Source organism: Kitasatospora sp. P5_F3 (assembly GCF_054049135.1).
On sequence record NZ_JBFUMY010000007.1, the window covers coordinates 157,113 to 179,764 of the forward strand.

24 protein-coding genes are annotated in these 22,652 nt (G+C 71.5%); 9 read left to right on the forward strand and 15 right to left on the reverse strand.

Annotated elements, in window-relative coordinates; translation table 11 throughout:
• The first annotated feature begins 154 nt into the window (after nucleotides 1-154).
• Nucleotides 155-481: a WhiB family transcriptional regulator gene (locus tag ACXJMZ_RS05620; protein ID WP_057231235.1), complete on the forward strand. Its 327-nt coding sequence runs from the start codon at nucleotides 155-157 to the stop codon at nucleotides 479-481.
• Between the two features lie 49 nt (nucleotides 482-530).
• Here ACXJMZ_RS05620 and ACXJMZ_RS05625 read toward each other — a convergent pair whose 3' ends face one another.
• The 3 genes from ACXJMZ_RS05625 to groES form a co-directional block, all read right to left on the reverse strand.
• Nucleotides 531-1,532, reverse strand: a complete 1,002-nt coding sequence (locus tag ACXJMZ_RS05625) for a LysR substrate-binding domain-containing protein (RefSeq protein WP_457028868.1) — start codon at nucleotides 1,530-1,532, stop codon at nucleotides 531-533.
• Nucleotides 1,533-1,792: 260 nt separating this feature from the next.
• Nucleotides 1,793-3,415, reverse strand: coding sequence for a chaperonin GroEL (gene groL, locus ACXJMZ_RS05630; RefSeq protein ID WP_457028869.1), 1,623 nt, complete (start codon nucleotides 3,413-3,415; stop codon nucleotides 1,793-1,795).
• A gap of 99 nt (nucleotides 3,416-3,514) precedes the next feature.
• Nucleotides 3,515-3,820, reverse strand: coding sequence for a co-chaperone GroES (gene groES, locus ACXJMZ_RS05635; RefSeq protein WP_057231242.1), 306 nt, complete (start codon nucleotides 3,818-3,820; stop codon nucleotides 3,515-3,517).
• 249 nt (nucleotides 3,821-4,069) lie between these two features.
• Between groES and ACXJMZ_RS05640 the strand changes: the two genes are divergently transcribed.
• Together ACXJMZ_RS05640 and ACXJMZ_RS05645 are read left to right on the forward strand one after the other, a co-directional pair.
• Entirely contained in the window at nucleotides 4,070-4,486 is a 417-nt protein-coding gene (locus ACXJMZ_RS05640) for a DUF6234 family protein (protein ID WP_457028870.1), read from the forward strand.
• 19 nt (nucleotides 4,487-4,505) lie between these two features.
• Complete coding sequence (locus tag ACXJMZ_RS05645; protein ID WP_457028871.1) at nucleotides 4,506-5,678, forward strand: THUMP-like domain-containing protein; 1,173 nt, start codon at nucleotides 4,506-4,508, stop codon at nucleotides 5,676-5,678.
• A 3-nt stretch (nucleotides 5,679-5,681) separates the two neighbouring features.
• Here the strand turns inward: ACXJMZ_RS05645 and ACXJMZ_RS05650 are convergent, their stop codons facing one another.
• The 5 genes from ACXJMZ_RS05650 to tsaB are packed head-to-tail and all read right to left on the reverse strand — an operon-like array spanning nucleotide 5,682 to nucleotide 9,014.
• Complete coding sequence (locus ACXJMZ_RS05650) at nucleotides 5,682-6,509, reverse strand: polysaccharide deacetylase family protein (protein ID WP_457028872.1); 828 nt, start codon at nucleotides 6,507-6,509, stop codon at nucleotides 5,682-5,684.
• 52 nt (nucleotides 6,510-6,561) lie between these two features.
• Nucleotides 6,562-6,822, reverse strand: coding sequence for a hypothetical protein (locus ACXJMZ_RS05655; RefSeq protein WP_457028873.1), 261 nt, complete (start codon nucleotides 6,820-6,822; stop codon nucleotides 6,562-6,564).
• A complete protein-coding gene (tsaD, locus tag ACXJMZ_RS05660; protein ID WP_457028874.1) occupies nucleotides 6,819-7,898 on the reverse strand; it encodes a tRNA (adenosine(37)-N6)-threonylcarbamoyltransferase complex transferase subunit TsaD in 1,080 nt (359 codons plus the stop codon). The genes ACXJMZ_RS05655 and tsaD overlap by 4 nt, the downstream gene beginning before the upstream one ends.
• Entirely contained in the window at nucleotides 7,891-8,373 is a 483-nt protein-coding gene (rimI, locus tag ACXJMZ_RS05665) for a ribosomal protein S18-alanine N-acetyltransferase (protein WP_457028875.1), read from the reverse strand. The genes tsaD and rimI overlap by 8 nt, the downstream gene beginning before the upstream one ends.
• Nucleotides 8,370-9,014 (reverse strand): tRNA (adenosine(37)-N6)-threonylcarbamoyltransferase complex dimerization subunit type 1 TsaB, encoded by a 645-nt coding sequence (gene tsaB, locus ACXJMZ_RS05670; protein ID WP_457028876.1) that lies wholly within the window; start codon nucleotides 9,012-9,014, stop codon nucleotides 8,370-8,372. Before tsaB ends, rimI begins: the two co-directional genes overlap by 4 nt.
• Before the next feature lie 141 nt (nucleotides 9,015-9,155).
• On the opposite strand from tsaB, the gene ACXJMZ_RS05675 reads away from it, so the two are divergent.
• Nucleotides 9,156-9,710, forward strand: coding sequence for a L,D-transpeptidase (locus ACXJMZ_RS05675; protein ID WP_457028877.1), 555 nt, complete (start codon nucleotides 9,156-9,158; stop codon nucleotides 9,708-9,710).
• Between the two features lie 7 nt (nucleotides 9,711-9,717).
• Here the strand turns inward: ACXJMZ_RS05675 and ACXJMZ_RS05680 are convergent, their stop codons facing one another.
• The 6 genes from ACXJMZ_RS05680 to ACXJMZ_RS05705 all read right to left on the reverse strand — a co-directional run bounded on the left by ACXJMZ_RS05680 (nucleotide 9,718) and on the right by ACXJMZ_RS05705 (nucleotide 14,695).
• Nucleotides 9,718-9,852 (reverse strand): hypothetical protein, encoded by a 135-nt coding sequence (locus tag ACXJMZ_RS05680; RefSeq protein ID WP_457028878.1) that lies wholly within the window; start codon nucleotides 9,850-9,852, stop codon nucleotides 9,718-9,720.
• A gap of 96 nt (nucleotides 9,853-9,948) precedes the next feature.
• Nucleotides 9,949-10,443, reverse strand: a complete 495-nt coding sequence (gene tsaE / locus ACXJMZ_RS05685) for a tRNA (adenosine(37)-N6)-threonylcarbamoyltransferase complex ATPase subunit type 1 TsaE (protein WP_457028879.1) — start codon at nucleotides 10,441-10,443, stop codon at nucleotides 9,949-9,951.
• Nucleotides 10,440-11,525: an alpha/beta fold hydrolase gene (locus ACXJMZ_RS05690; protein ID WP_457028880.1), complete on the reverse strand. Its 1,086-nt coding sequence runs from the start codon at nucleotides 11,523-11,525 to the stop codon at nucleotides 10,440-10,442. Before ACXJMZ_RS05690 ends, tsaE begins: the two co-directional genes overlap by 4 nt.
• A complete protein-coding gene (gene alr, locus ACXJMZ_RS05695) occupies nucleotides 11,522-12,703 on the reverse strand; it encodes an alanine racemase (protein WP_457028881.1) in 1,182 nt (393 codons plus the stop codon). Before alr ends, ACXJMZ_RS05690 begins: the two co-directional genes overlap by 4 nt.
• Before the next feature lie 149 nt (nucleotides 12,704-12,852).
• Nucleotides 12,853-14,310: an NAD(P)H-hydrate dehydratase gene (locus ACXJMZ_RS05700; RefSeq protein WP_457028882.1), complete on the reverse strand. Its 1,458-nt coding sequence runs from the start codon at nucleotides 14,308-14,310 to the stop codon at nucleotides 12,853-12,855.
• Between the two features lie 16 nt (nucleotides 14,311-14,326).
• On the reverse strand, nucleotides 14,327-14,695 hold the full coding sequence (locus ACXJMZ_RS05705; protein ID WP_057231267.1) for a holo-ACP synthase: 369 nt from the start codon (nucleotides 14,693-14,695) through the stop codon (nucleotides 14,327-14,329).
• A 136-nt stretch (nucleotides 14,696-14,831) separates the two neighbouring features.
• Between ACXJMZ_RS05705 and ACXJMZ_RS05710 the strand changes: the two genes are divergently transcribed.
• Nucleotides 14,832-15,389, forward strand: coding sequence for a Uma2 family endonuclease (locus ACXJMZ_RS05710; protein WP_457028883.1), 558 nt, complete (start codon nucleotides 14,832-14,834; stop codon nucleotides 15,387-15,389).
• Nucleotides 15,390-15,419: 30 nt separating this feature from the next.
• Here ACXJMZ_RS05710 and glmS read toward each other — a convergent pair whose 3' ends face one another.
• A complete protein-coding gene (gene glmS / locus ACXJMZ_RS05715; protein ID WP_457028884.1) occupies nucleotides 15,420-17,276 on the reverse strand; it encodes a glutamine--fructose-6-phosphate transaminase (isomerizing) in 1,857 nt (618 codons plus the stop codon).
• 88 nt (nucleotides 17,277-17,364) lie between these two features.
• Between glmS and coaA the strand changes: the two genes are divergently transcribed.
• The 4 genes from coaA to ACXJMZ_RS05735 all read left to right on the forward strand — a co-directional run bounded on the left by coaA (nucleotide 17,365) and on the right by ACXJMZ_RS05735 (nucleotide 22,639).
• Nucleotides 17,365-18,357 carry a type I pantothenate kinase gene (coaA, locus tag ACXJMZ_RS05720; RefSeq protein WP_057231273.1) on the forward strand — a complete coding sequence of 331 codons (993 nt, stop codon included), beginning with the start codon at nucleotides 17,365-17,367 and terminating at the stop codon, nucleotides 18,355-18,357.
• A gap of 184 nt (nucleotides 18,358-18,541) precedes the next feature.
• Nucleotides 18,542-19,861 carry a glycosyltransferase family 2 protein gene (locus tag ACXJMZ_RS05725; RefSeq protein WP_457028885.1) on the forward strand — a complete coding sequence of 440 codons (1,320 nt, stop codon included), beginning with the start codon at nucleotides 18,542-18,544 and terminating at the stop codon, nucleotides 19,859-19,861.
• 13 nt (nucleotides 19,862-19,874) lie between these two features.
• Nucleotides 19,875-20,975 (forward strand): glycoside hydrolase family 26 protein, encoded by a 1,101-nt coding sequence (locus tag ACXJMZ_RS05730; protein ID WP_457028886.1) that lies wholly within the window; start codon nucleotides 19,875-19,877, stop codon nucleotides 20,973-20,975.
• A 50-nt stretch (nucleotides 20,976-21,025) separates the two neighbouring features.
• The gene (locus tag ACXJMZ_RS05735) at nucleotides 21,026-22,639 is read left to right on the forward strand and encodes a glycosyltransferase family 39 protein (RefSeq protein WP_457028887.1); all 1,614 of its coding nucleotides are present in this window, start codon (nucleotides 21,026-21,028) and stop codon (nucleotides 22,637-22,639) included.
• Nucleotides 22,640-22,652 lie beyond the last annotated feature (13 nt).

Here is a 22,652-nt window from a genome sequence, read left to right on the forward strand (position 1 = left end):
CCGGTACCCGCAAACACCATGCCCTCTTTGTCCGGTTTTATAGCTTCTGTACGGTCATTGACTGTTGTGTGGCTCTGTGAGTGACTTGTCCCAGTGGTTGCCGTAAGTCATATTTCCAGGTGTGCATACCGGTCCATGAAGGGATACAAGAGCCATGGCAGACTTTTCCCGCCTCCCCGGCCCCAACGCAGACCTCTGGGACTGGCAGCTCTCCGCCGCCTGCCGCGGCGTGGACAGTTCGCTCTTCTTCCACCCGGAGGGCGAGCGCGGGGCCGCGCGCAGTTCGCGCGAGGCAAGCGCCAAGGAGGTCTGCATGCGGTGCCCGGTCCGGACCGAGTGCGCGGCGCACGCGCTGGCGGTCCGCGAGCCGTACGGCGTGTGGGGCGGCCTCACCGAGGACGAGCGCGAGGAACTGATGGGCCGTTCGCGCAACCGGCTGGTCGAGGTACCGCTCACCCTGCCCGCCACGATCAGGCGCTGACCGGGCGTCAGGTAGTGCAGAAACGTTTCGTCGACGAACCCCGCCCCGGCTACCGGCCGGCGGCCGCCCCGGCGAGCTGATCCAGCATCAGCGCCACGGCCGGGACCTCCGCCAGATCCGGCAGGGTCAGTGCGACCACCTGCCGCACCGCCGGGGCACCCGAGGCGGCCCGCACCGGCACCGCGGCCACCTTGGAGTGCCGCACCGCCTCCAGCGCGAGGCCCGGCAGCACCGCCACCCCGAGCCCGGCCGCCACCAGCCCGACCACCGCCGGGTAGTCGTCGGTGGCGAAGTCGATCCGCGGCTCGAAGCCCGCGCCCGCACACAGCTCCACCAGGTGCCCCCGACACTGCGGACAGCCCGCGATCCACTGCTCCGCCGCCAGCTCCGCCAGATCCACCGGCCTGCTCTCGTCCCTGGCCGCCAACGGGTGGCCGATCGGGAGCAGGCCGATCAGCGGGTCGTCCAGCAGCGGCCGGACCACCAGGTCCGACCAGTCGTTCGCGGCCTGGCTGGCGGCCGCCTCCAGGGTCGCCTCGGCCCTCGCCTCCCGGGCCGTGGTGTGCGGGGCGGGCAGCACGGCCCCACCGTGCGAGTCCGGGTACCGGAACGCCAGCGCCACCTCGCACTCGCCACCCCGCAGCATCGCCAGCGACTCCGGCGGCTCCGCCTCCACCAGCGACACGCGCACCCCCGGACGGGCGCCCCGCAGACGGGCTACCGCCGGCGGCACCAGAGTGGAACTCGCGGTCGGGAACGACACCAGCCGCACCCGCCCGGCCCGCAGCCCCGTGATCGCGGCCACCTCCTCCTCGGCCGCCGACAGGCCGGAGAGAATGCCGTTCGCGTGCTTCAACAGCACCTGACCCGCCTCGGTCAGCTGCATCCCCTTCCCCGACCTGGCCACCAACGGGGTCGCCACCGACTTCTCCAGCGCCTTCATCTGCTGGCTCACCGCAGGCTGCGTACAACCCAGCTCCCGGGCAGCGGCAGAGAACGAACCGCTACGGGCAACGGCGCGCAGGACACGGAGATGGCGGGCCTCGATCATGCCTCAGTTATAAGCGATCCTTTGGGCAAATGGCCAACCACATCAGGGGCTCGGGGAACTGCGACGCCGACCCTTGCAAGGTGATCCGTACCTAGGTGGTCAGGCACTTTCGTATGTGACCCCGGCGCCAGATCTCCTCGCAGTTCCCCGAGCCCCTGGGTAGTAGACGGCTGAGCCCCTGCCAAAAGCTGAGCCCCTGCGAAAACGCCGAAGGCCCGGCTCACCGAAGTGAACCGGGCCCGCGAGGTGGTGACGGAGCGTCAGTGCGAGTGGCCGTGGCCGCCGTGGCCGGCCGGCTCGTCGTCGGCCGGCTTCTCGACCACGAGCGTCTCGGTGGTGAGCAGCAGCGACGCGATCGAGGCCGCGTTCTCCAGGGCGGAGCGGGTGACCTTGACCGGGTCGATGACGCCGGCCTTCAGCAGGTCGCCGTACTCGCCGGTGGCGGCGTTGAAGCCGTGACCGGCCTCCAGCTCCGCGACCTTGTGGGTGATGACGTAGCCCTCGAGGCCGGCGTTCTGGGCGATCCAGCGCAGCGGCTCGGCGAGCGCCTTGCGGACGACCGCGACACCGGTCGCCTCGTCGCCGGTCAGGCCGAGGCCGCCGTCGAGCACCTTCTGGGCGTGCACGAGAGAGGCGCCACCACCGGCGACGATGCCCTCCTCGACCGCCGCGCGGGTCGCCGAGATGGCGTCCTCGAGACGGTGCTTGCGCTCCTTGAGCTCGACCTCGGTGGCCGCGCCGACCTTGATCACGCAGACGCCGCCGGCCAGCTTGGCCAGGCGCTCCTGCAGCTTCTCGCGGTCCCAGTCCGAGTCGGTGTTGGCGATCTCGGCCTTGATCTGGTTCACGCGACCGGCGACGGCGTCCGACTCACCGGCACCGTCGACGACCGTGGTGTCGTCCTTGGTGATGGTGATGCGGCGGGCGGAGCCGAGCACGTCCAGACCGGCCTGGTCGAGCTTGAGGCCGACCTCCTCGGAGATGACGGTGGCACCGGTGAGGGTGGCCAGGTCGCCGAGGATGGCCTTGCGGCGGTCGCCGAAGCCGGGGGCCTTCACCGCGACGGCGTTGAAGGTGCCACGGATCTTGTTGACCACGAGGGTGGAGAGCGCCTCGCCGTCCACGTCCTCGGCGATGATCAGCAGCGGCTTGGAGGTGCCGCCCTGCAGGATCTTCTCGAGCAGCGGGAGGAGCTCCTGGATCGAGGAGATCTTGCCCTGGTTGATCAGGATGTACGGGTCCTCGAGGACCGCTTCCTGACGCTCGGCGTCGGTGACGAAGTACGGCGACAGGTAGCCCTTGTCGAACTGCATGCCCTCGGTGAAGTCGAGCTCCACGCCGAAGGTGTTCGACTCCTCGACGGTGATGACACCGTCCTTGCCGACCTTGTCGATCGCCTCGGCGATCAGGTCGCCGACCTGCTGGTCCTGGGCGGACAGGGACGCGACGGCGGCCACGTCCTCCTTGCCCTCGATCTCGCGGGCGCTGGCGAGCAGGTGCGCGGAGACGGCGGCGACGGCCTTGTCGATGCCCTTCTTCAGGGCGGCCGGGCCGGCGCCCGCGGCGACGTTCCGGAGACCCTCGTTGACCAGGGCCTGGGCCAGCACCGTGGCGGTGGTGGTGCCGTCACCCGCAACGTCGTTGGTCTTGGTGGCGACCTCCTTGACGAGCTGCGCGCCAAGGTTCTCGTACGGGTCGTCCAGCTCGATCTCGCGAGCGATGGTGACACCGTCGTTGGTGATGGTCGGGGCGCCGAACTTCTTGTCGATGACGACGTTGCGGCCCTTGGGACCGATGGTCACCTTGACGGTGTCGGCCAGCTTGTTCACACCACGCTCGAGCGAGCGGCGGGCGTCCTCGTCGAACTGCAGGATCTTCGGCATGATTCCGTTTCCTAAAGGGGTCTACTGACGACGTGAGCCAACAACCGCGCCCCGGGCCCCTGTCACTGGTGACAAGAATCCGGGGCGGGCTGGTACGTCTTACTTCTCGATGATGGCGAGAACGTCGCGCGCCGAGAGAACCAGGTATTCCTCACCCTGGTACTTGACCTCGGTGCCGCCGTACTTCGAGTACAGGACGATGTCGCCGACGGCGACGTCCAGCGGGAGACGCTGGCCGTCCTCGAAGCGACCCGGACCGACGGCCAGGACGACGCCCTCCTGGGGCTTCTCCTTCGCCGTGTCCGGGATGACCAGGCCGGAGGCCGTGGTGGTCTCGGCGTCGAGCGGCTGGACCACAATGCGGTCCTCGAGCGGCTTGATGGCAACCTTGCTGCTGGCGGTCACGTCCGAGCTCCCCTTCGGAGATTACGGGGTTGTTCTTCAGGTAGGTGGCGATGAGTACGGGTCTGCCGTCGCGGGGGTCAGACTCGCTTCATCGCGTTAGCACTCACCCGGTGGGGAGTGCCAGGAACGACCATAGGCGGCCGTTAGCACTCAGTCAACCAGAGTGCCAACGGCGTGGCCCGGAGAACCGCCGGAACCGAGTGTCCGTACCCATGTACGAGGCGGCCCCGGCTCGGCAGAATTACCCCCATGCCAGCAGTCAACCGCCCCCTGCCGGACCGCCGCTCGGACCTCGTCTCGGCGTTCGCGCTCCTGCTGCTCTCGGTCGGCGGGTGGCTCTTCGTCCTCCTGTTGCTGGGCCTGCGGGCCTGGGCCTCCTCCTCCAACCAGGCCAGGCCCGCAGGGGCGCCTGCCCCCGCACCGCCGCCGTACGACTGGATGCCGATGTTGTCGATCGGGGGGCTGGTGCTCTGGATGCTGCTGGTCACCGGCTTCGCCTGGTACGGAGGGCGCCGGGTGACCGCCACCGTGCAGGGTCTGCTGCTGGCCGTGGTGCTGCTGTTCACCGGGGCGGGCTACGCCGCCGAGCACCGCACCGCCCCCGAGCCCGAGCCGCTCCCCTCGAACTACCAGCCCTGCTACAGCGGCAGCGGCCGGTGCAATTGAGGCCGGGCAGAATGGGCCCGTGGAGATCGAATCGTTCCGTGGCCTGTTGACCGACCAGGGCCAGTCCCTGCTGGCCGAGCTCCGGGAGTTCAAGCCCGGCGAGGAGCTGGCGCTGGCCACCCGGCTGCGCAAGGAGCACCCGGCCGGGCTGGTCAGTGCGGCGCTCGCGCAGGCGGGGCTGCGGCAGCGGGCCAGGGCGAAGTTCGGTGACGACGCCGACGCGATGTACTTCACCCCGAACGGGGTCGAGCAGGCCACCCGCCGCAGCGTCGCCGAGTGGCGGGCGCAGCGGTTCGCCGCGCTCGGCGTGCGGCGGCTGGCCGACCTGTGCTGCGGGATCGGCGGCGATGCGATCGCCCTGGCCAGGGCCGGGATCGCGGTCCTGGCGGTCGACCGGGACGAGCTGACCTGCGCCGTGGCCGAGGCCAACGCGGCCGCGCTGGGCCTGGGCGAGCTGATCGAGGTCCGGCAGGCGGACGTCACCGAGGTGGACGTCACCGGGTACGACGCGGTCTTCACCGACCCGGCGCGCCGGACGGCGCGCGGGCGGGTCTTCGATCCGGAGGCGTACTCCCCGCCGCTCTCCTGGGCGATCGAGGCGGCCCGCCGCACCCCGTACGGGGCGCTCAAGGTGGCGCCCGGCATCCCGCACGCGCTGGTGCCCGCGGGCGCCGAGGCCGAGTGGGTCTCGGACCACGGGGAGGTCAAGGAGGCGGTGCTCTGGTTCGGCACCGGGGCCACCGAGCCGCACCGGGCCACCCTGCTGCCGGGCCCGCACACCCTGACGGGCGGTCAACTCCCCGACCCGGCGCCCGGGCCGGTCGGCCGCTACCTGTACGAGCCGGACGGCGCGGTGATCCGGGCCCACCAGGTGGCCGAGGTGGCCGGGCAGGTGGACGGCCGGCTGATCGACCCGATGATTGCCTACCTGACCTCGGACCGACTGGTGGCGACCCCGTACGCGCACGCGTACGAGCTGACCGACGTACTGCCGTTCCACATCAAGAAGCTCAAGGCGCTGCTGCGCGAGCGCGGCGTCGGCACCGTGGTGATCAAGAAGCGCGGCATCGCGATCACCCCCGAGGACCTGCGCAAGCAGCTCAAGCCGAGCGGCCCGAACGAGGTCACCGTGATCCTCTGCCGGACCGACCGGGGCCCGCTGATGATGCTGGGTCAGCCGGCCAAGGCCTGAGGCCTACCGGTCGGCCTGGATGTAGTCCTCCAGCCGGGCCACCGCGAAGCCCTGCTCCTGGATCCGGCGCAGCAGCTCGGCGAACATCTCGGTCATCGTCTCGCCCTTGAGGTCCTTGGGCCCCCGGAAGTGCGCCAGCACGATGTCGCCCGGCTTGAGCTTCTTGTCGGCGGCCTGGTACTGCATGTCGTGGATCTGCATCGACTCGCGCCAGAGCACGATCGCGCGCGGGCCGCACTGCGCCACCGCGGTGTTCAGCTGCGGGGTGTGCGCGCCGTCGCCGTACGGAGGGCGGAACAGCAGCGGGGCCTTGCCGTACTGCTGGGTGAGCGCGGCCTGGGCGTCGCAGACCTCGGACTTCTGCTTCTCCGCCGAGACCTTGCTGAGCTGGGCGTGGTCGGTGGTGTGGTTGTGCACGTGGTTGCCGAGTGCCTGGAGCGGCTTGAAGTAGCCGTAGTCGTCCTTGACGATGTCCCGGGTCAGGAACATCGAGATCGGGACCTTCAGGTCGGTGATCATCTCGACGAACTTCGGGTCCTTCTCGGCCCCGTCGTCGATCGTGACGAAGACCACCTTGTCCTTGGTCGGCACCTCGCTGAAGACCGGCACCGGCCCACCGGCCGTCAGCTTGACCGGCTTGTCGGACGGGGCGGCGGGGGCCGGCGGCAGTGCGGTCAGGCCCCACTTGGCCCAGCCCCCGGCCGCCGACGGCGTCGCCGGCGGAGCGTCAACCGGCTTGCCGGCAACCGGAGTCGGTGACGGCGGACCCGCCGGCGCCCGGCCCCCACCGCTGCCGCAACCGGTCGCCAGCAGCAGGGCAAGCACAGCCACCCCGTACGTCTTCTTCACCGTTCCCCCGTCGTTCAGCCAACTCTCAGGAAGGCTACTCGACGTGTTCGCTGGTGAACCCCCACCGATGGGCGGGGCGCGCCAGCAGACCGGCGGGGGGCTCGGCCACCGGCACCGGATCGCCGTCCCACCAGGTGATCAGCAGCACCCGGTCACCGGCCGCGGCGAACAGCTCGGTCCGCACCAGGCCGGCTGAGCCGCGCAGTTGGGGCAGCGCGAACTCCCGCACCCAGACCGAGAGTTCACCGGCCCGGCCGTCGGCAGCCCGGGCCTCCCACATCTGCGCGACGGTCACCGCAGCGCCTCGTGCGCGGCCGCGTGCAGGTCGGTGTGCGGGACGGAGACCTCGGTGACCGGCAGCGAGGAGTCGGCTGACAGGGCGAAGGAGGAGGGCGCGCGGTTGCGCCAGACCATCTCCGAGCCGAGCGCCGCCACCATCGCGCCGTTGTCCGTGCACAGCCCGGGGCGCGGCACCCGGAGCACGATGCCCGCCTTGTCGCAGCGCTGCTGGGCCATCTCGCGCAGCCGGGAGTTGGCCGCCACGCCGCCGCCGATCATCAGGTGGTCGACGCCCTGGTCCTTGCAGGCCTTGACCGCCTTGCGGGTCAGCACGTCGGTGACCGCCTCCTGGAAGGAGGCCGCCACGTCGGCGATCGGCACTGTCTCGCCCGCGCGCCGCTTGGCCTCGACCCAGCGGGCCACCGCGGTCTTCAGGCCGGAGAACGAGAAGTCGTACTCCGGGTCCTTCGGACCGCTCAGCCCGCGCGGGAACCTGATCGCCTTCGGGTCGCCGTCCCGGGCCATCCGGTCCACCACCGGGCCGCCGGGGAAGCCGAGACCGAGCACCCGGGCGATCTTGTCGAAGGCCTCGCCCGCCGCGTCGTCGATGGTCGAGCCGAGCGGGCGGACGTCGGTGGTGATGTCCTCGCTGAGCAGCAGCGAGGAGTGCCCGCCGGAGACCAGCAGCGCCATCGTCGGCTGCGGCAGCCGGCCGTGCTCCAGCTGGTCCACGCAGATGTGCGAGGCCAGGTGGTTCACCCCGTACAGCGGCTTGTCCAGCGCCCAGGCGAAGGCCTTCGCCGCCGAGACGCCGACCAGCAGCGCACCTGCCAGGCCGGGCCCGGCCGTGACGGCGATGCCGTCCAGGTCGGAGCCCTTGATCCCGGCGGTGTCCAGCGCGCGCTGGATAGTCGGGACCATCGCCTCCAGGTGCGCCCGGCTGGCGATCTCCGGCACCACGCCGCCGAACCGGGCGTGGTCGTTGACGCTGGAGGCGACCGCGTCGGCCAGCAGGGTGGTGCCCCGGACGATGCCGACACCGGTCTCGTCGCAGGAGGTCTCGATACCGAGGACCAACGGTTCGTCAGCCATCGGCCGGCTCCTTGGGATTGTCGAGACGCATCACCAGTGCGTCCACGTTGGCGGGTTGGTAGTAGCCGCGGCGGATGCCGACCGGCTCGAAGCCGAAACGCTCGTACAGCCGCTGGGCGCGCGGGTTGTCCATCCGCACCTCCAGCAGCAGTTCGGCGCACTGCCGCCGGGCGGCCTCGGCCACCAGGTCGGCGAGCAGCCGGGCACCGAGCCCGGCGCCCTGCTGGTCCTCGGCGACCGCGATGGTCTGCACGTCGCCCTCGGCGCCGACGGCCATCAGACCGGCGTAGCCGACGATGCCGCCGTCCTCGCCGACCGCGACCGTGTAGTGCCGGGTGCCGCCGGGGCCGGTGTCGGCCAGTTCGGACCAGTACATGCCGCGCGACCAGGCGTCCTCGGGGAAGAGCCGGAGCTCCAGCTCCATCACCGGCTCGATGTCCCACCAGCGCATCGGCCGCAGCCGGGCGGCGGTCATGCCGGGAGCACCGCCTTGTAGCCTGCGGGCACCTGGGCGTCCGGACGGCGCAGGTAGAGCGGCACGTTGGGCAGCAACTCCCGCCCGGCCGCCAGCTCCTGGGCCGCGAAGTCGGCCAGCCAGCCGGCCGACACGTGCTCGGGGCCGGTCACCTGCGGAAAACTCTCGGGGTACAGCAGCGCGCCCGCACCGACCGCGACCGCCTCGGGCGTCAGCTCGGCCGCGCGGCCCACCTCGGGGCCCGCCGTCCGCCGCTTGTCCGCGTCGTACGAGGCCCAGTAGACCTCCTTGCGCCGGGCGTCGGTGGCCACCGTGAACGGACCGGTCACCTCGGCCTGGTGCGCGATCGCGTCCAGCGTGCAGACACCGTGCACCGGCACGCCGAGCGCGAATCCCAGGGTGGCCGCGGTGACCAGGCCGACCCGCAGGCCGGTGTACGGGCCCGGGCCGACCCCGACCGCGATGCCGGTCAGCGCGTGCTTGTCGACACCCGCCTCCCGCAGCACCCGGTCGATCGAGGGCAGCAGCAGCTCCCCGTGCCGTCGGGCATCCACCTGGTGGGCCTCGGCCAGCACTCTGGTGCCGTCGTGGACGGCGGCCGTGACGGCGGGGGTGGCGGTGTCGAACGCAAGCAGCAGCACGGGTCAAGGTTAAGGGGTGCGCCGGGGTCGGTATTTCATACCGGTCCTGAACACACGGCCACGACGGTCCGGACGGGCTCACCGGACCTGGCACGATGGGCCGGGAGAGCACGAGCGGGTACGAGCCTGGCGGGAGCAGACGTGTCACGTCCTGGAGTGGTGGTCACCGGTCTGACCCTGGCGGCACTGGCGGCGGTCGGCCTGCTGGCCTTCCAGGCCAACGGCGCGGCCGTCCAAACCCCGGAGGCCAAGCCCGCCGCGAGCTCGGCCGCCGCCCCGAGCCCGAGCGCCTCCGCCAGCCCCTCCGCCCCCGCGCTGCCCGCCTCCTCCGGCACCGGCCGACGGGTGGTCTACTCGGCGGGCAGCCACTACGTCTGGCTGGTCGACCCGAAGAAGACCCCGCCGAACCAGGCCGCCTTCCCGGTCGCCCCGGGCTCGGTCGAGCCGACGCCCGGCAGCTACACGGTCTACAGCCGGACGGCCGCGGGCATGGGCACCGACGGCCGACAGATCGAGCACGTGGTCCGGTTCGCCCAGCAGAACAACGTGGTCTTCGGCTTCAGTGCCGCACTGGACGGGACGACCCCGCCGGCCGATCCGAAGACCAGGACCGGCGGCATCCGCTCCGGCCGGGCCGACAGCCAGACCCTCTGGGACTTCGCGCCGAACGGCACCAAGGTCGTGGTGATCCCCTGAGCCGGGCTCAGGCCGCCTTCTTCACCTCGGGCCGGTCTGCCACCGGGGCCTTCGGCGGCGTGGAGACCGCACGGGCCGCCGCGGCGGCGGCGAGCAGGGCCCGCATGGGGGTCTGCTGTGGAGCGGGTGTCGTGCTCGACATGATGCGTCTCCCTAGTTAGGCACACCTAACCGCGGAGTCCATCCCACCACATCCGGGACCTCACCGACAACACTTTGCCGACACTCCGTCGGAAACTCAGACGGTACCGAGCTCCGCCAGGTCCACCCCGGCCCATCGGGCGCCGATCCCGGTCAGCCGGACCTGGCGCGGGTCGGCGTCGTCCTCGGCCGCGCCGCCGATCGCCCGTTCGATCCGGACCTCCAGCCGATCGTCCGTCAACTGCTCGACCTTGCCCTCACCCCATTCGACCACCACCACCGACTCCGGCAGCGAGACGTCGAGATCGAGGTCCTCCATCTCGTCCAGGCCGCCGCCCAGCCGGTACGCGTCCACGTGCACCAGCGCCGGTCCCCCGGTCAGCGAGGGATGCACCCGGGCGATCACGAAGGTCGGCGAGGTGACCGCGCCGCGCACCCCGAGGCCCTCGCCGAGCCCCCGGGTCAGCGTGGTCTTGCCCGCGCCCAGCTCGCCGGAGAGCAGCACCAGGTCGCCGGGGCGCAGTACGCCCGCCAGCGCCCGCCCGAGCCGGTTCATCCGTTCGGGGGTCTCCACTGTGATCACCGCGGTCACTCCTTCGCTCCGGCGGCGGCCAGCAGCTCCGTCAGGTGACGGTCCACCAGCTCCGGCCGCTCCAACATCACCAGGTGCCCCGCGTCCGGCACCAGCACCAGCTCCGCGCCGGGCAGCGCGGCCGCGATCGCCTCGCTGTACTCGGGCGGGGTCAGCAGGTCCTTCGTCCCGGCCAGCACCAGCGAGGGACGCCCGGCCATCGCCGCCAGCGCGGCCAGCTTGTCGTGCGCGCTGAACGCCGGGTAGAACTCGGCCACCACGTCGAACGGGGTGGCGTCCAGCATCTGCTCGGCGAACCGGGACACCCCGGGATCGACGTCCGCGCTCCCGAACGAGTACCGCCGGTAGAACACCGCCGTCACATCGGCCCCGAACCTCCGGGTCGCCTCCACCAGGCCCGCCTGACGGCCCAACAGCTTCACCACCCCGGGCGCCAGCCGCTTCATCGGCTTCGCCAGAGCGGCGGGCAGGCCCAGCGTGACGGAGTCCCAGCCCGCCGCCAGGGTGCCGACCAGCGCGACCCCGGCCACCCGGTCCCGGAACAGCTCCGGCTGCTGTTCGGCCAGCGCCATCACGGTCATCCCGCCCATCGAGTGCCCGACCAGCACCAGCGGCCCGGTCGGCGCGACGGCGTCCAGCACCGCCTTCAGGTCGGCGCCCAGCAGGTCTATGCTCGCGGGCTCCCCCGCCAGGTACGAACGCGAGCGCTCGGACCGGCCGTGGCTGCGCTGGTCCCAGAACACCAGCCGGGCGCTGCCGCGCAGCGCGGCGCGCTGGAAGTGCCAGCTGTCCTGGTTCAGGCAGTACCCGTGGCTGAACACCACCGTGAGCGGCGCGTCCTCGACCCCGTCCAGCTCGACGTACAGCTCGGTCCCGTCGGCGGCCGCCACCCTGACCGGACGGCCGCGCAGCGACCCGTACGGGGCGGTGGCGTCCAGTTCCTCCTGCGCCCGGCGCCGGGTCGCCCGGCCCACCGCCAGCCGCTCCACCGCGACCCCGGCCGCCGCACCGGCGGCCAGCAGACCGACCGAGATCCCGATCAGTCCGGCGGCCCGGCCCACACCCGGCGTCTTCTCGGTCACGACGATGCCCCCAGGTAGCGACGCGGCACCCGGGCGCCGATCCGGGTGACGATCTCGTACGAGATGGTGCCGCAGGCCCGGCCCCAGTCCTCGGCGGTCGGCTCGCCGTGCTCACCGTTGCCGAACAGCCGCACCTCGTCGCCCGCCCGGGCGGTGTCCCCGCCGAGGTCGATCACGAACTGGTCCATCGCCACCCGGCCGGCCACCGTGTACCACTTGCCGCCGACCTGCACCGGGCCGGTGCCACTGGCGTGCCGGGGGATGCCGTCCGCGTAGCCGATCGGCACCAGGCCGAGCGTGGTCTCGCCCGAAGTCGTGTAGTGGTGCCCGTAGCTGACGCCGTGTCCGCCCGGTACGTGCTTCACCAGCGCCAGCCTGGCGGTCAGCGCCATCACCGGCCGCAGCCCGAAGTCCGCCGGTCCGCCGACCTCGGGCACCGGGGAGAGCCCGTACATCGCCAGACCCGGGCGGACCAGGTCGTAGTACGACTCCGGGAGCAGCAGGGTCGCGGGCGAGTTGGCCAGGTGCCGCACCTCCGGGCGCAGCCCGGCCCGCTCGGCCGAGGCCACCGCCTCGGCGAAGCCGTCCAGTTGGAGCCGGATCGAGGGGTGGCCGGGCTCGTCGGCCGCGGCGAAGTGCGACCAGAGGCCGACCACCGTGATCAGACCCTCGGCCTCGGCAGCGCGGGCCGCCGCCACCAGGTCCGGCCAGTCCCGGGGCTGGCAGCCGTTCCGGCCGAGCCCGGTGTCGGCCTTCAGGTGGACCCGGGCCTGGATGCCGGTCTCCCGGACGGCGGCGAGCAGCTCGTCCATCGCCCACCGGCCGCTGACCGAGATGTCGATCTCGGCCCGGAGCGCCTGCGCCCACGGCCCGCCCGGGGTCCACAGCCAGCACAGCACCCGGGCCAGGTCCGCCCCGATCCCCGCCGCCCGCAACGCGAGCGCCTCCTCCGGCGTCGCCGTACCCAGCCAGCGGGCGCCGGCCGCAACCGCCTCCCGGGCGCAACTGACCGCGCCGTGGCCGTAGGCGTCCGCCTTGACCACTGCCATCAGCTCGGGGCCGTGGGTGCGCTCGCGCAGCGCAGCGAGGTTCCCGCGCAGGGCGGCCAGGTCGATGGTCGCCTCGGCGCGGACCCCGTCGGTGAGCAGGGCCGTCCCGGTCGTGTTCGCAGTCGTCATCGCGTATCAGTCTCCCAGACCGGCCCATAAGCACCCGCCAGGGGCACACACCAGGGGCTCGGGGAACTGCGACGCCGGCCACGGGACGGGGCAAGGTGCGAGAGTGGTCAACCCCGGGCGTGGCTCAGGTCACCCCATTCACGCGGCGATCACGCTCCTGAGGTCGGCGTCGCAGTTCCCCGAGCCCCTGGTAGTGCCTGGTTGAGCACCTGCGCGACGTCCATCGCGGTGATCGGGGTCCCCGCTGCTGCAGCCTGCCGCCCCGCGAGGCCGTGCAGGTAAGCAGCGACCGAGGCGGCATCGAACGGCGTGAGCCCGGCCGCCAGCAGGGAGCCCAGCAGGCCGGCCAGGACGTCGCCGCTGCCCGCCGTGGCCAGCCACGAGGTGCCCGTCGGGTTGACCCGGCAGCGGCCGTCGGGAGCGGCGATCACCGTGGTGGAGCCCTTGAGCAGCACCGTCGCCCCGTACAGCTCCGCCAGCCGCCGCGCGGTGGCCAGCCTGGTCGAAGCCAGCTCCTCCGCAGGGGGCGGCGCCTGACCGGTCGCCCCGGCGAGCAGCCGGGCCGCCTCACCGGTGTGCGGGGTGAGCACCAGCGGTACGTCCGCGCCGGGCCCCCGCCGGGCCAGCTCGGTCAGCCCGTCCGCGTCGACCAGCACCGGGGCCCCCGTCGCCAGCGCCTGGTCCAGCACCTCGCCGACCCCGTCGCCGCCGCCGGGCCCGACCACCCAGGACTGCACCCGCCCGGCCGCCGCCAGGTCCCCGGCGCTGACCAGCACCTCGGGGAACCGTCGCACCACCTCGGCCGCCGCGGAACCGACGTACCGGACCGCCCCGGCCCCGCCCCGCAGCGCCCCCGCCACCGCGAGCACCGCCGCGCCGGGGTACTTCGCCGACCCGGCCGCGATGCCGACCACACCCCGGCGGTACTTGTCGCTCTCGACGCCGGGCACCGGCAGCAGCCGCCGCACGTCCGCGTCCTGAAGGGCCGTCACCGCCGCCTCCGGCAGGTCGAGCCCGATCCCCACCAGGTGCACCACCCCGGCGTACGAGGCCCCGGGATCGACCAGCAGCCCCGGCTTGTACGTACCGAAACAGACCGTCACATCGGCCCGCAGCGCCGCCCCGGCCACCTCACCACTGTCCGCGTCCACCCCGCTCGGGACGTCCACCGCAACCACCGGCCCCCGCCGCGCCATCCCGGCGAACCCTGCCGCCGCCGGCCGCAGCCCACCCCGGCCGCCGATCCCGACGATGCCGTCGAGCACCAGGTCGGCCTCGGCGAACTCCGCCTGATCCACCGTCACCCGCCCACCGGCGGCCCGCAGCGCCGCCAGTCCGCCCGCGTGCACCCGCTCCGGTGACAGCAGCAAGGCCCGGACCCGCGCCCCCCGCCGGGCCAGCAGCGCGCCCGCGTACAGCGCGTCGCCCCCGTTGTCGCCGCTCCCGGCCAGCACCAGCACCCGGCTGCCGTAGACCCGGTCCAGCAGCCGTACGCAGACGGCCGCCAAGCCGTACGCCGCCCGCTGCATCAGCGTCCCCTCGGGCAGCCGGGCCATCGCCCCGGCCTCCGCCGCACGTACCTGTTCCACCGTGTGGGCGTACCGCATGCCACAACCTCCGGGCTCAGCCTTCCGCGATCACCACGGCCGACGCTACGCCCGCATCGTGGCTCAGCGACACGTGCCACGACCTGACGCCCAGTTCGGCCGCCCGCGCCGCCACCGTCCCACGCACCGTCAGCAGCGGCCGCCCGGAGTCCCCGACCTCCACCTCGGCGTCGGTCCAGTGCATCCCGCCGGGCGCCCCGAGCGCCTTGGCCAGCGCCTCCTTCGCCGCGAACCGCGCCGCCAGCGAGGCCACCCCCCGCCGCTGACCGTTGGGCAGCAGCAACTCCCCCGGCGTGAACAACCGCTCCGCCATCCCGGGCGTCCGCTCCAGCGCCGCCCCGAACCGCTCGATCTCCGCCACGTCGATCCCGACCCCGACAATCACCGCGACCTGCTCCTCTCCCTCGCTGCCCGGACCTTACGGCACACTTTCGAGTGAGAACCGCTTCGATCCCCTCCGGGTTGTGGCCCGCGCTCCTACTCTTTCGCGCAGACCGCACCCGCCAGGAGGGAGAAGGGCCATGGTCGCCATGCCAGCCATCGAGCATCCGCTGCCCGAGGACGATCTCCTGCAGACCTTCCTCAGCCTTGAGACACCGCTGGGCTACAAGGCAGAGCTCATCGAAGGGGAGATCATCGTGACCCCACCGCCGGACGGCTCGCACGAGACGACGTTCGCCTCGATCAACCGGCAGTTCATGCGCAATGCCGCCACCGAATTGGACCTGGCCGGCATGAAGGGCCTGATCACCCCCCTCGGCCACTTCATCCCGGACGGCACCGTCAGCCCGGTCGGCCACTTCCACGATGCCGAGCCGTGGGCCGACACCACCGGCGTCCTGCTGGTCTTCGAGGTCACTTCCAGCAACCCCGCCAAGGACCGGGACGCCAAACGGCGCGGCTACGCAGCCGGCCTGATCCCCTGTTACCTGCTGATCGACCGGACCCGCGCCGAGGCCGTGCTCTTCACCGACCCGGTGAACGGCGACTACGCCGCCCTCACCAAAGTCCCGTTCGGCAAGCCGCTCGACCTGCCCGCCCCGTTCTCGTTCCCCCTGGACACCACTCCCCTGCGGTAGCCGACACCGCAGGGGAGCAGCACGTCAGCCCTACTCGACCGTGACGGACTTCGCCAGGTTGCGGGGCTGGTCCACCTCGTGGCCCTTGGCGGTGGCCAGCTCGCAGGCGAAGACCTGCAGCGGCACCGTCGAGACCAGCGGCTGCAGCAGCACCGGCGTGACCGGGATCCGGATCAGGTGGTCGGCGTACGGGGCGACCGCCTCGTCACCCTCCTCCGCGATCACGATGGTCCGGGCGCCACGGGCCCGGATCTCCTGGATGTTGGAGACGATCTTGTCGTGCAGGATCGACCGGCCGCGCGGCGAGGGCACCACCACGACCACCGGCAGGCCCTCCTCGATCAGCGCGATCGGGCCGTGCTTGAGCTCGCCCGCCGCGAAGCCCTCGGCGTGCATGTACGCCAGCTCCTTGAGCTTGAGCGCACCCTCCAGGGCCACGGGGTAGCCGACGTGCCGGCCGAGGAAGAGCACCGACTTGGCGTCCGCCAGGGACCGGGCCAGCTCGCGCACCGGCTCCATGGTCCGGAGCACCTGCTCGACCTGCTTGGGAGCCTCGCGGAGCTCCTGGATGACGCTCTGGATCTCGTCGCCCCACTTGGTGCCGCGCACCTGGCCCAGGTACAGCGCGACCAGGTAGCAGGCGACCAGCTGGGTCAGGAACGCCTTGGTCGAGGCGACCGCGACCTCGGGGCCCGCGTGCGTGTAGAGCACCGCGTCCGACTCACGCGGGATGGTCGACCCGTTGGTGTTGCAGATCGCCAGCACCTTCGCGCCCTGCTCCCGCGCGTGCCGCAGCGCCATCAGGGTGTCCATCGTCTCGCCGGACTGCGAGATCGCGATCACCAGCGTGCGGTCGTCCAGGATCGGGTCCCGGTAGCGAAACTCCGAGGCGACCTCGACCTCGCACGGGATCCGGGTCCAGTGCTCGATCGCGTACTTGGCGATCATGCCGGCGTGGAACGCGGTGCCGCAGGCGACGATCACCACCTTGTCGACCTGGCGCAACTGGGCGTCGGAGATCCGCAGCTCATCGAGCGTCAGCTGCCCGTCCGCGCCGATCCGGCCGAGCAGGGTGTCGGCGACCGCCTTCGGCTGCTCGGCGATCTCCTTGAGCATGAAGTAGTCGTAGCCGCCCTTCTCGGCGGCCGAGGCGTCCCAGTCCACGTGGTACTCGCGGACCTCGGCGGGCCCCCCGTCGAAGTCCGTGACGGTCACCGACTCCGCGCGCAGCTCGACCACCTGGTCCTGGCCGAGCTCGACCGCCTCCCGGGTGTGCGCGATGAAGGCCGACACGTCCGAGGCGAGGAAGTTCTCGCCCTCGCCGCGCCCGACCACCAGCGGCGAGTTCCGCCGCGCGCCGACCACCACGCCGGGCTGGTCGGCGTGCACCGCGACCAGGGTGAACGCACCGTCCAGCTGACGGCACACCACCCGCATCGCCTCGGCCAGGTCACCGGCGAACGCCTCGCCCAGCAGGTGCGCGACCACCTCGGTGTCGGTCTCCGAGCGGAGCGTGTGCCCCCGGTCGGCGAGCTCGGCCCGGAGCTGGGCGAAGTTCTCGATGATGCCGTTGTGCACCACCGCGACCCGGCGCGCGTCGTCCAGGTGGGGGTGGGCGTTCGCGTCGGTCGGGCCACCGTGGGTGGCCCAGCGGGTGTGGCCGATACCGGAGGTGCCGGCGGGGAGAGGGGTCTCCGCCAGCGCCTTCTCCAGATTGACCAGCTTGCCCGCGCGCTTGTCCGTGGCGAGGCTCCACTGCCCGTCGGCGCCTCGCGTCTGAACGGCCACACCGGCGGAGTCATAACCCCGGTACTCGAGCCGTCGCAGACCTTCGATCACTACATTCTGGGCCTCAAGAGGGCCCACATAACCTACGATTCCGCACATCGCGCCAGGATATCGGCGCTCCCCCGAACCCCTCGCCACCCCCTGGTGACCGACACCACAGCACCCCGAACCCCCGGAACGGCCCACAATGGACCATGTGCTGACCGAACTCTGTACGAGGGGCGCCCCCGCGACGCCCACCCCCTCCCCGTACGTGGATCTGGACCGGGCCGAGTGGAGCGCGCTGCGCGAGCGCACCCCGATGCCGCTGACCGCCGAGGAGGTGGAGAAGCTGCGCGGCCTGGGCACCGCCCTCGACCTGGACGAGGTGCGGGACGTCTACCTGCCGCTGTCCCGGCTGCTCAACCTCTACATCCACGCCACCCACGAGCTGCGCAGCACCGTCGGGACCTTCCTGGACACCCCCGACACCGAGCGCACCCGGACCCCGTTCGTGATCGGCGTGGCCGGCTCGGTGGCGGTCGGCAAGTCCACCACCGCCCGTCTGCTGAAGGCCCTGCTGGCCCGCTGGCCGGAGCACCCCCGGGTCGAGCTGGTCACCACCGACGGCTTCCTGCTCCCCAACGCCGAGCTGCGCCGCCGGGGCCTGATGGCCCGTAAGGGCTTCCCCGAGTCGTACGACCGCCGGGCGCTGATGCGCTTCGTGGCGGACGTGAAGGCGGGCAAGGAGCTGGTCACCGCCCCGGTCTACTCGCACCTGGTCTACGACATCGTGCCGGACGAGCGCCTCACCGTGGAGCGCCCCGACATCCTGATCGTCGAGGGCCTGAACGTGCTGCAGCCCGCACTGCCCGGCACCGACGGCCGCACCCGGCTCGCCGTCGCCGACTACTTCGACTTCTCGATCTACGTCGACGCCCGCACCGACGACATCGAGAGCTGGTACCTGTCCCGCTTCAAGAAGCTCAGGGACACCGCCTTCCAGGACCCGAACTCCTACTTCCGCCGCTTCACCGAAGTGCCGGAGGAGGAGGCGATGGAGTACGGCCGCCAGGTCTGGCGCACCATCAACAAGCCCAACCTGGTGGAGAACGTGCTGCCCACCCGCGGCCGGGCCACCCTGGTGCTGCAGAAGGGCGCTGACCACAAGGTCCGGCGGGCACTGCTGCGCAAGCTTTAGGGGGGGTCCGTTCGCTCAACTCGGTTTGCTCCGTGGGCATCACGAATACATCCCGATTGACCGGAATCACATCCCGACCTGTCCGATTAGGTAGTAATTGTCGCAAATAGTGCACAAGTGCTGGCCGTAGTATCAGCGATGTCAGTCACTCCCAGCCTCTAAATCGACACGGACCACCTCAAAAATGCTTGCCTTCCTCCTTGAGATACAGCAGTGGTGGACCTCCGGGACGATCTATCCGTTCGCGGTCTTCATGTCCGTCGTATGGCTGCTGTGGCTCATCCGGATCGTTCTGACCCGCCGTTACAAGCCTTGGGTGCGCCCGTACTCGACCACCACGTCCGTGATCATTCCGGTGGTGGACGAACCCGCCGACCTGTTCCGCTCGGTGCTGGACCGCATCATCGAGCAGCAGCCGACCGAGATGGTCGTGGTGATCAACGGCAAGCGCAACGAGGTGCTCGAGCAGGTCTGCGACCGGCTGGGCGTCTACTGGGAGTGGACCGAGACCCCCGGCAAGCGCAACGCCCTGCGGGTCGGCCTCGAGGTCTGCACCGGCGACGTCGCGGTCCTGGTGGACTCCGACACAGTCTGGACCCCGACCACCCTGAGCGAACTGATCAAGCCCTTCCGCGACGCGGAGGTCGGCGGGGTGACCACCCGTCAGCGCATCCTCGACCCCGGCCGCTCCGTGCTCACCCGCTGGGCGGACTGGCTGGAGAGCGTCCGCTGCCAGTACTCCCTGCCAGCCATGAGCGTGCTCGGCACCGTCGGTTGCCTCCCGGGCCGGACCATCGCGTTCCGCCGGCAGATCCTGGTGGACTGCATGGAGGACTTCCTCAGTGAGAAGTTCCTCGGGGTGTTCCTGGAGGTGAGCGACGACCGGACTCTCACCAACTACACGCTCAAGCAGGGCTACAAGACCGTCTACCAGTCGACGTCCCTGGTGTATACGGACGCCCCGCTGGCACTGGGCAAGCTGGCCAAGCAGCAGTACCGCTGGGCCCGCGGCTCCCAGTACAACACCCTGCGGATGCTGCCCTGGATGCTGCGGCGGGCCAAGATGCTCGCCCTCTTCTACACGGTCGACATCCTGGTCCCGTTCATGCTGCTGGGCAGCTTCTCGTCCTGGGCGGTGGCCATCTGGCACGGCTCGGGCCCCAGCCTGTACGAGGGCCTGCCGCTGCCGGTCGAGCACTGGAAGGCGCTGCTGTCGCTGCTCGTCCTGGCGGCCATGCTCTCCACCGTGTCCCTCGCCATCCGCTTCGGAAGGCACTTCGCCTACCGCTCCACCGACATGCTCTATCTCCCGATCTTCATGGTGATCAACACCTTCCTGCTGCTCCCGGTCCGCCTGCTCGGCTTCTTCAAGATGGGCCACAACGCGTCCTGGGGCACCCGCGACGACAGCTTCGCCGGAGAGCGCGCCCGGAGCCCGAAGGTCGTCATCCCCTACCTGCTCGGCGGAGCGATTCTGATCGGCTCGGTGATGATGAGTGTCTAGGCGCGCGAAGAAGATGCACTGGTGGAGCCGTGGCTCCGGCGTGCGGCTCCGGCTCTGGATGGTCTGCAACGTCGCCATCCTCTCGGTGCTGACCTACGGCGTGATGGCCGCCCTGGCCGTCGCGGACGACGGTGCCCGCTACGAGGGGCTGGGTCAGAACGCCGGCGTCCCCGCCCTCAGTGAGCTCTTCCAGCCGGAGAAGAAGGCGCCGCCGATCCCGGATCGCAGCGTCTTCAGCGCACCGGACGGCAAGCACTTCGGGGTCAGCACCAAGGAAGCGCCCTGGTCGGGCAAGGAGCTCCAGCAGGTCAAGCAGTCCTCGGGGGCCTGGCCGACCATGGTCGAGTACTTCGTCCGCTGGAACCAGAACTTCGACCCCAAGGCGGTCAGCGCGGCCTACAGCCACGGGACCCTGCCGGTGCTGGCTTGGGAGCCGTGGGCCGGCGGCGAGGCGGGCTCGGCCAACCAGCCGAACTACAGCCTCTCCACCATCATCGACGGCAAGCACGACGAGTACCTGAGCGCCTTCGCCCAGGGCGTCGCCGCCCAGAAGTGGCCGCTGGCGATCCGCTTCGCCCACGAGATGAACGGCAACTGGTACCCGTGGTCCGAACAGGTCAACGGCAACCAGCGCGGGCAGTACGTGCAGGCGTGGCGCCACGTGCACGACGTGTTCGCCAAGGCGGGTGCCACCAACGTCATCTGGATCTGGAGCCCGAACATCCTGCGGCCGGTGAAGGACATCAGCATCCCCGACCTCTACCCCGGTGACGAGTACGTCGACTGGATGGGCATGGTCGGCTACGGCACCAACCGCGAGCGCACCGCCGACGAGACCTTCGGTCCGACTCTGGACACCCTGCGCCAGATCTCCAAGAAGCCGGTCCTCATCACGGAGACGGGGCGTGAGACCAGCGCCGCCTACAAGCCCGCCTGGACCGCGGACTTCTTCACCTGGCTCGCCAAGCAGCCGGACGTGATCGGGTTCATCTGGTTCCAGCGCAACGTCGCCGAGGGCGGCAAGGCCAACTGGCGCTTCGACGAGAGCACCGCGTCGTTGCGGGCCTTCTCGAACGGCATCCGACAGATCACACTCGCCAAGGGACTGGGCTGACCCAGCGTCAACTCCCGGCACGCCACCACGGACGGCAGGAAGAACACAGAGTGAGCATGCAGCAGTCGCCGCTCCGCACCGCACCGCAGCGGGCCACCGACCCCGCACCCCCGGAGCGTCGGCAGCCGACGGAAGCCGCGCAGCCCACCGAGCCCGTCCTCTCCCCGGCGAGGCGGCGGGCCCTGACGCTGCTCACCGTCCTGCCCCCCGCAGCGGTCGCCCTCTACCGCTGCCTCGACGGGATCGGCAGCCGTCAGCTGTGGCGCGACGAGCACGCCAGCTGGTGGGCCGCCGCCCTGAGCTTCCAGGACCTGCGGGCGCTGCTCGGCACCATCGACGCCGTCATCGCGCCGTACTACCTGCTGCTGCGCCTGTGGATCGCCGGCTTCGGCGACTCCGCCGCCTCGCTGCGCACGCCCTCCGCTCTGGCGATGGCGCTGGCCGCCGCCGTGACCGCGGTGCTCGGCCGCCAGCTGGCGACCCGGGCCGGCGTCTCCAGCACGGGCCTCGCGGCCACCCTGACCGGACTGGGCGCGGGCCTGGCGTTCGCACTGCTGCCCGCCGTCGCGCGGTACGGCCAGGAGGCTCGCCCCTACGCCTTCTCGGTGCTCGCCGTCCTGGTCTCCACCCTGCTGCTGCTGCGGGCCCTGGAGCAGCCCTCGGTGGCCCGCTGGGCCTGGTACGCCACGAGCGTGACCCTGGTCGGGGCCGCCCACCTGGTCTCGCTGCTCGTGCTGGCCGCCCACCTGATCGCCGCGCTGACCCTGGCCCTGCGCGCCCGCGAGCGCGCCGCGTTCTGGCAGTGGGCGCTCGCCGCGCTGGTCGGGGTCGGGGGCATTGCCGCCCTGTTGCTGCGGGGCAACGGCCAGAGCAAGCAGATCGCCTGGAACAACCCGACCCTCGACGACCTGACCGACCTGCCCAAGGAGCTCTTCGGCTCCTGGACCACCGCAGCCGTCGTGCTGGGGCTCGCGGTGATCGGCCTCTGGCCCGCCCGGCGCCACGCCGGTCTGCTGGTCTGCTGGATCGTGCTCCCGCCCGTCCTGACGTACGTCACGGCGGACCGGCTGCACCTCTTCCTGGACCGCTACCTGCTGTTCGTCCTGGCGCCGTGCGTGCTGCTGGCCGCCGCCGGGGTCGGCTGGCTGCTCTCCCCCGTCGGCCGGTCCGCCGTCGGCCGGGTGGTGGCCGGTGTGCTCGCGGTGGCGCTGCTCGGCGGGGTCGCCGTCCTCGGCCAGCCGACGATGGCGACCCTGCGCGACAACCTCAAGTCCGAACCCGACTACCGGGGCGCCGCCGACCTGCTCGCCGCCCAGACGAAGCCCGGCGACGGCATGGTGATCAACAGTCTGCTGAACGCCCGCCGGGCCCTCGCCTACGAACTGCGGGACCGTCAGGCGCCGACCGACATCCTGCTCCAGTACTACCCGGAGGACCTCGGACGCTTCCAGGGCGTGGAGTGCACCGACCCTTCGGAGTGCGCGCGCTTCACCGACCGGCTCTGGCTGGTCAGCACCGCGATCGGGCCCAACCCGCTCGCCCAGCTGCCGAAGAACACCCAGGACGTCCTGACGCAGCAGTTCAAGACCGTCGACACCAAGCAGCTGCACGGCCTCAAGCTGGTGCTGCTGGAGCGCATCCAGCCCGCGCCCGGGGAGGAGTGACCCCCGGTTCTTC

Bases quoted from the DNA above. Each gene is read 5' to 3' on its own strand.
- ACXJMZ_RS05640 (WP_457028870.1), top strand. From the start codon at position 4,070: ATGCCAGCAGTCAACCGCCCCCTGCCGGACCGCCGCTCGGACCTCGTC.
- ACXJMZ_RS05730 (WP_457028886.1), top strand. From the start codon at position 19,875: ATGCACTGGTGGAGCCGTGGCTCCGGCGTGCGGCTCCGGCTCTGGATG.
- ACXJMZ_RS05620 (WP_057231235.1), top strand. From the start codon at position 155: ATGGCAGACTTTTCCCGCCTCCCCGGCCCCAACGCAGACCTCTGGGAC.
- ACXJMZ_RS05625 (WP_457028868.1), bottom strand. From the start codon at position 1,532: ATGATCGAGGCCCGCCATCTCCGTGTCCTGCGCGCCGTTGCCCGTAGC.
- glmS (WP_457028884.1), bottom strand. From the start codon at position 17,276: ATGTGCGGAATCGTAGGTTATGTGGGCCCTCTTGAGGCCCAGAATGTA.
- alr (WP_457028881.1), bottom strand. From the start codon at position 12,703: ATGACGACTGCGAACACGACCGGGACGGCCCTGCTCACCGACGGGGTC.
- ACXJMZ_RS05725 (WP_457028885.1), top strand. From the start codon at position 18,542: ATGCTTGCCTTCCTCCTTGAGATACAGCAGTGGTGGACCTCCGGGACG.
- groL (WP_457028869.1), bottom strand. From the start codon at position 3,415: ATGCCGAAGATCCTGCAGTTCGACGAGGACGCCCGCCGCTCGCTCGAG.
- ACXJMZ_RS05710 (WP_457028883.1), top strand. From the start codon at position 14,832: ATGGTCGCCATGCCAGCCATCGAGCATCCGCTGCCCGAGGACGATCTC.
- ACXJMZ_RS05700 (WP_457028882.1), bottom strand. From the start codon at position 14,310: ATGCGGTACGCCCACACGGTGGAACAGGTACGTGCGGCGGAGGCCGGG.
- ACXJMZ_RS05680 (WP_457028878.1), bottom strand. From the start codon at position 9,852: ATGTCGAGCACGACACCCGCTCCACAGCAGACCCCCATGCGGGCCCTG.
- coaA (WP_057231273.1), top strand. From the start codon at position 17,365: ATGGACCATGTGCTGACCGAACTCTGTACGAGGGGCGCCCCCGCGACG.
- rimI (WP_457028875.1), bottom strand. From the start codon at position 8,373: ATGACCGCCGCCCGGCTGCGGCCGATGCGCTGGTGGGACATCGAGCCG.
- tsaD (WP_457028874.1), bottom strand. From the start codon at position 7,898: ATGGCTGACGAACCGTTGGTCCTCGGTATCGAGACCTCCTGCGACGAG.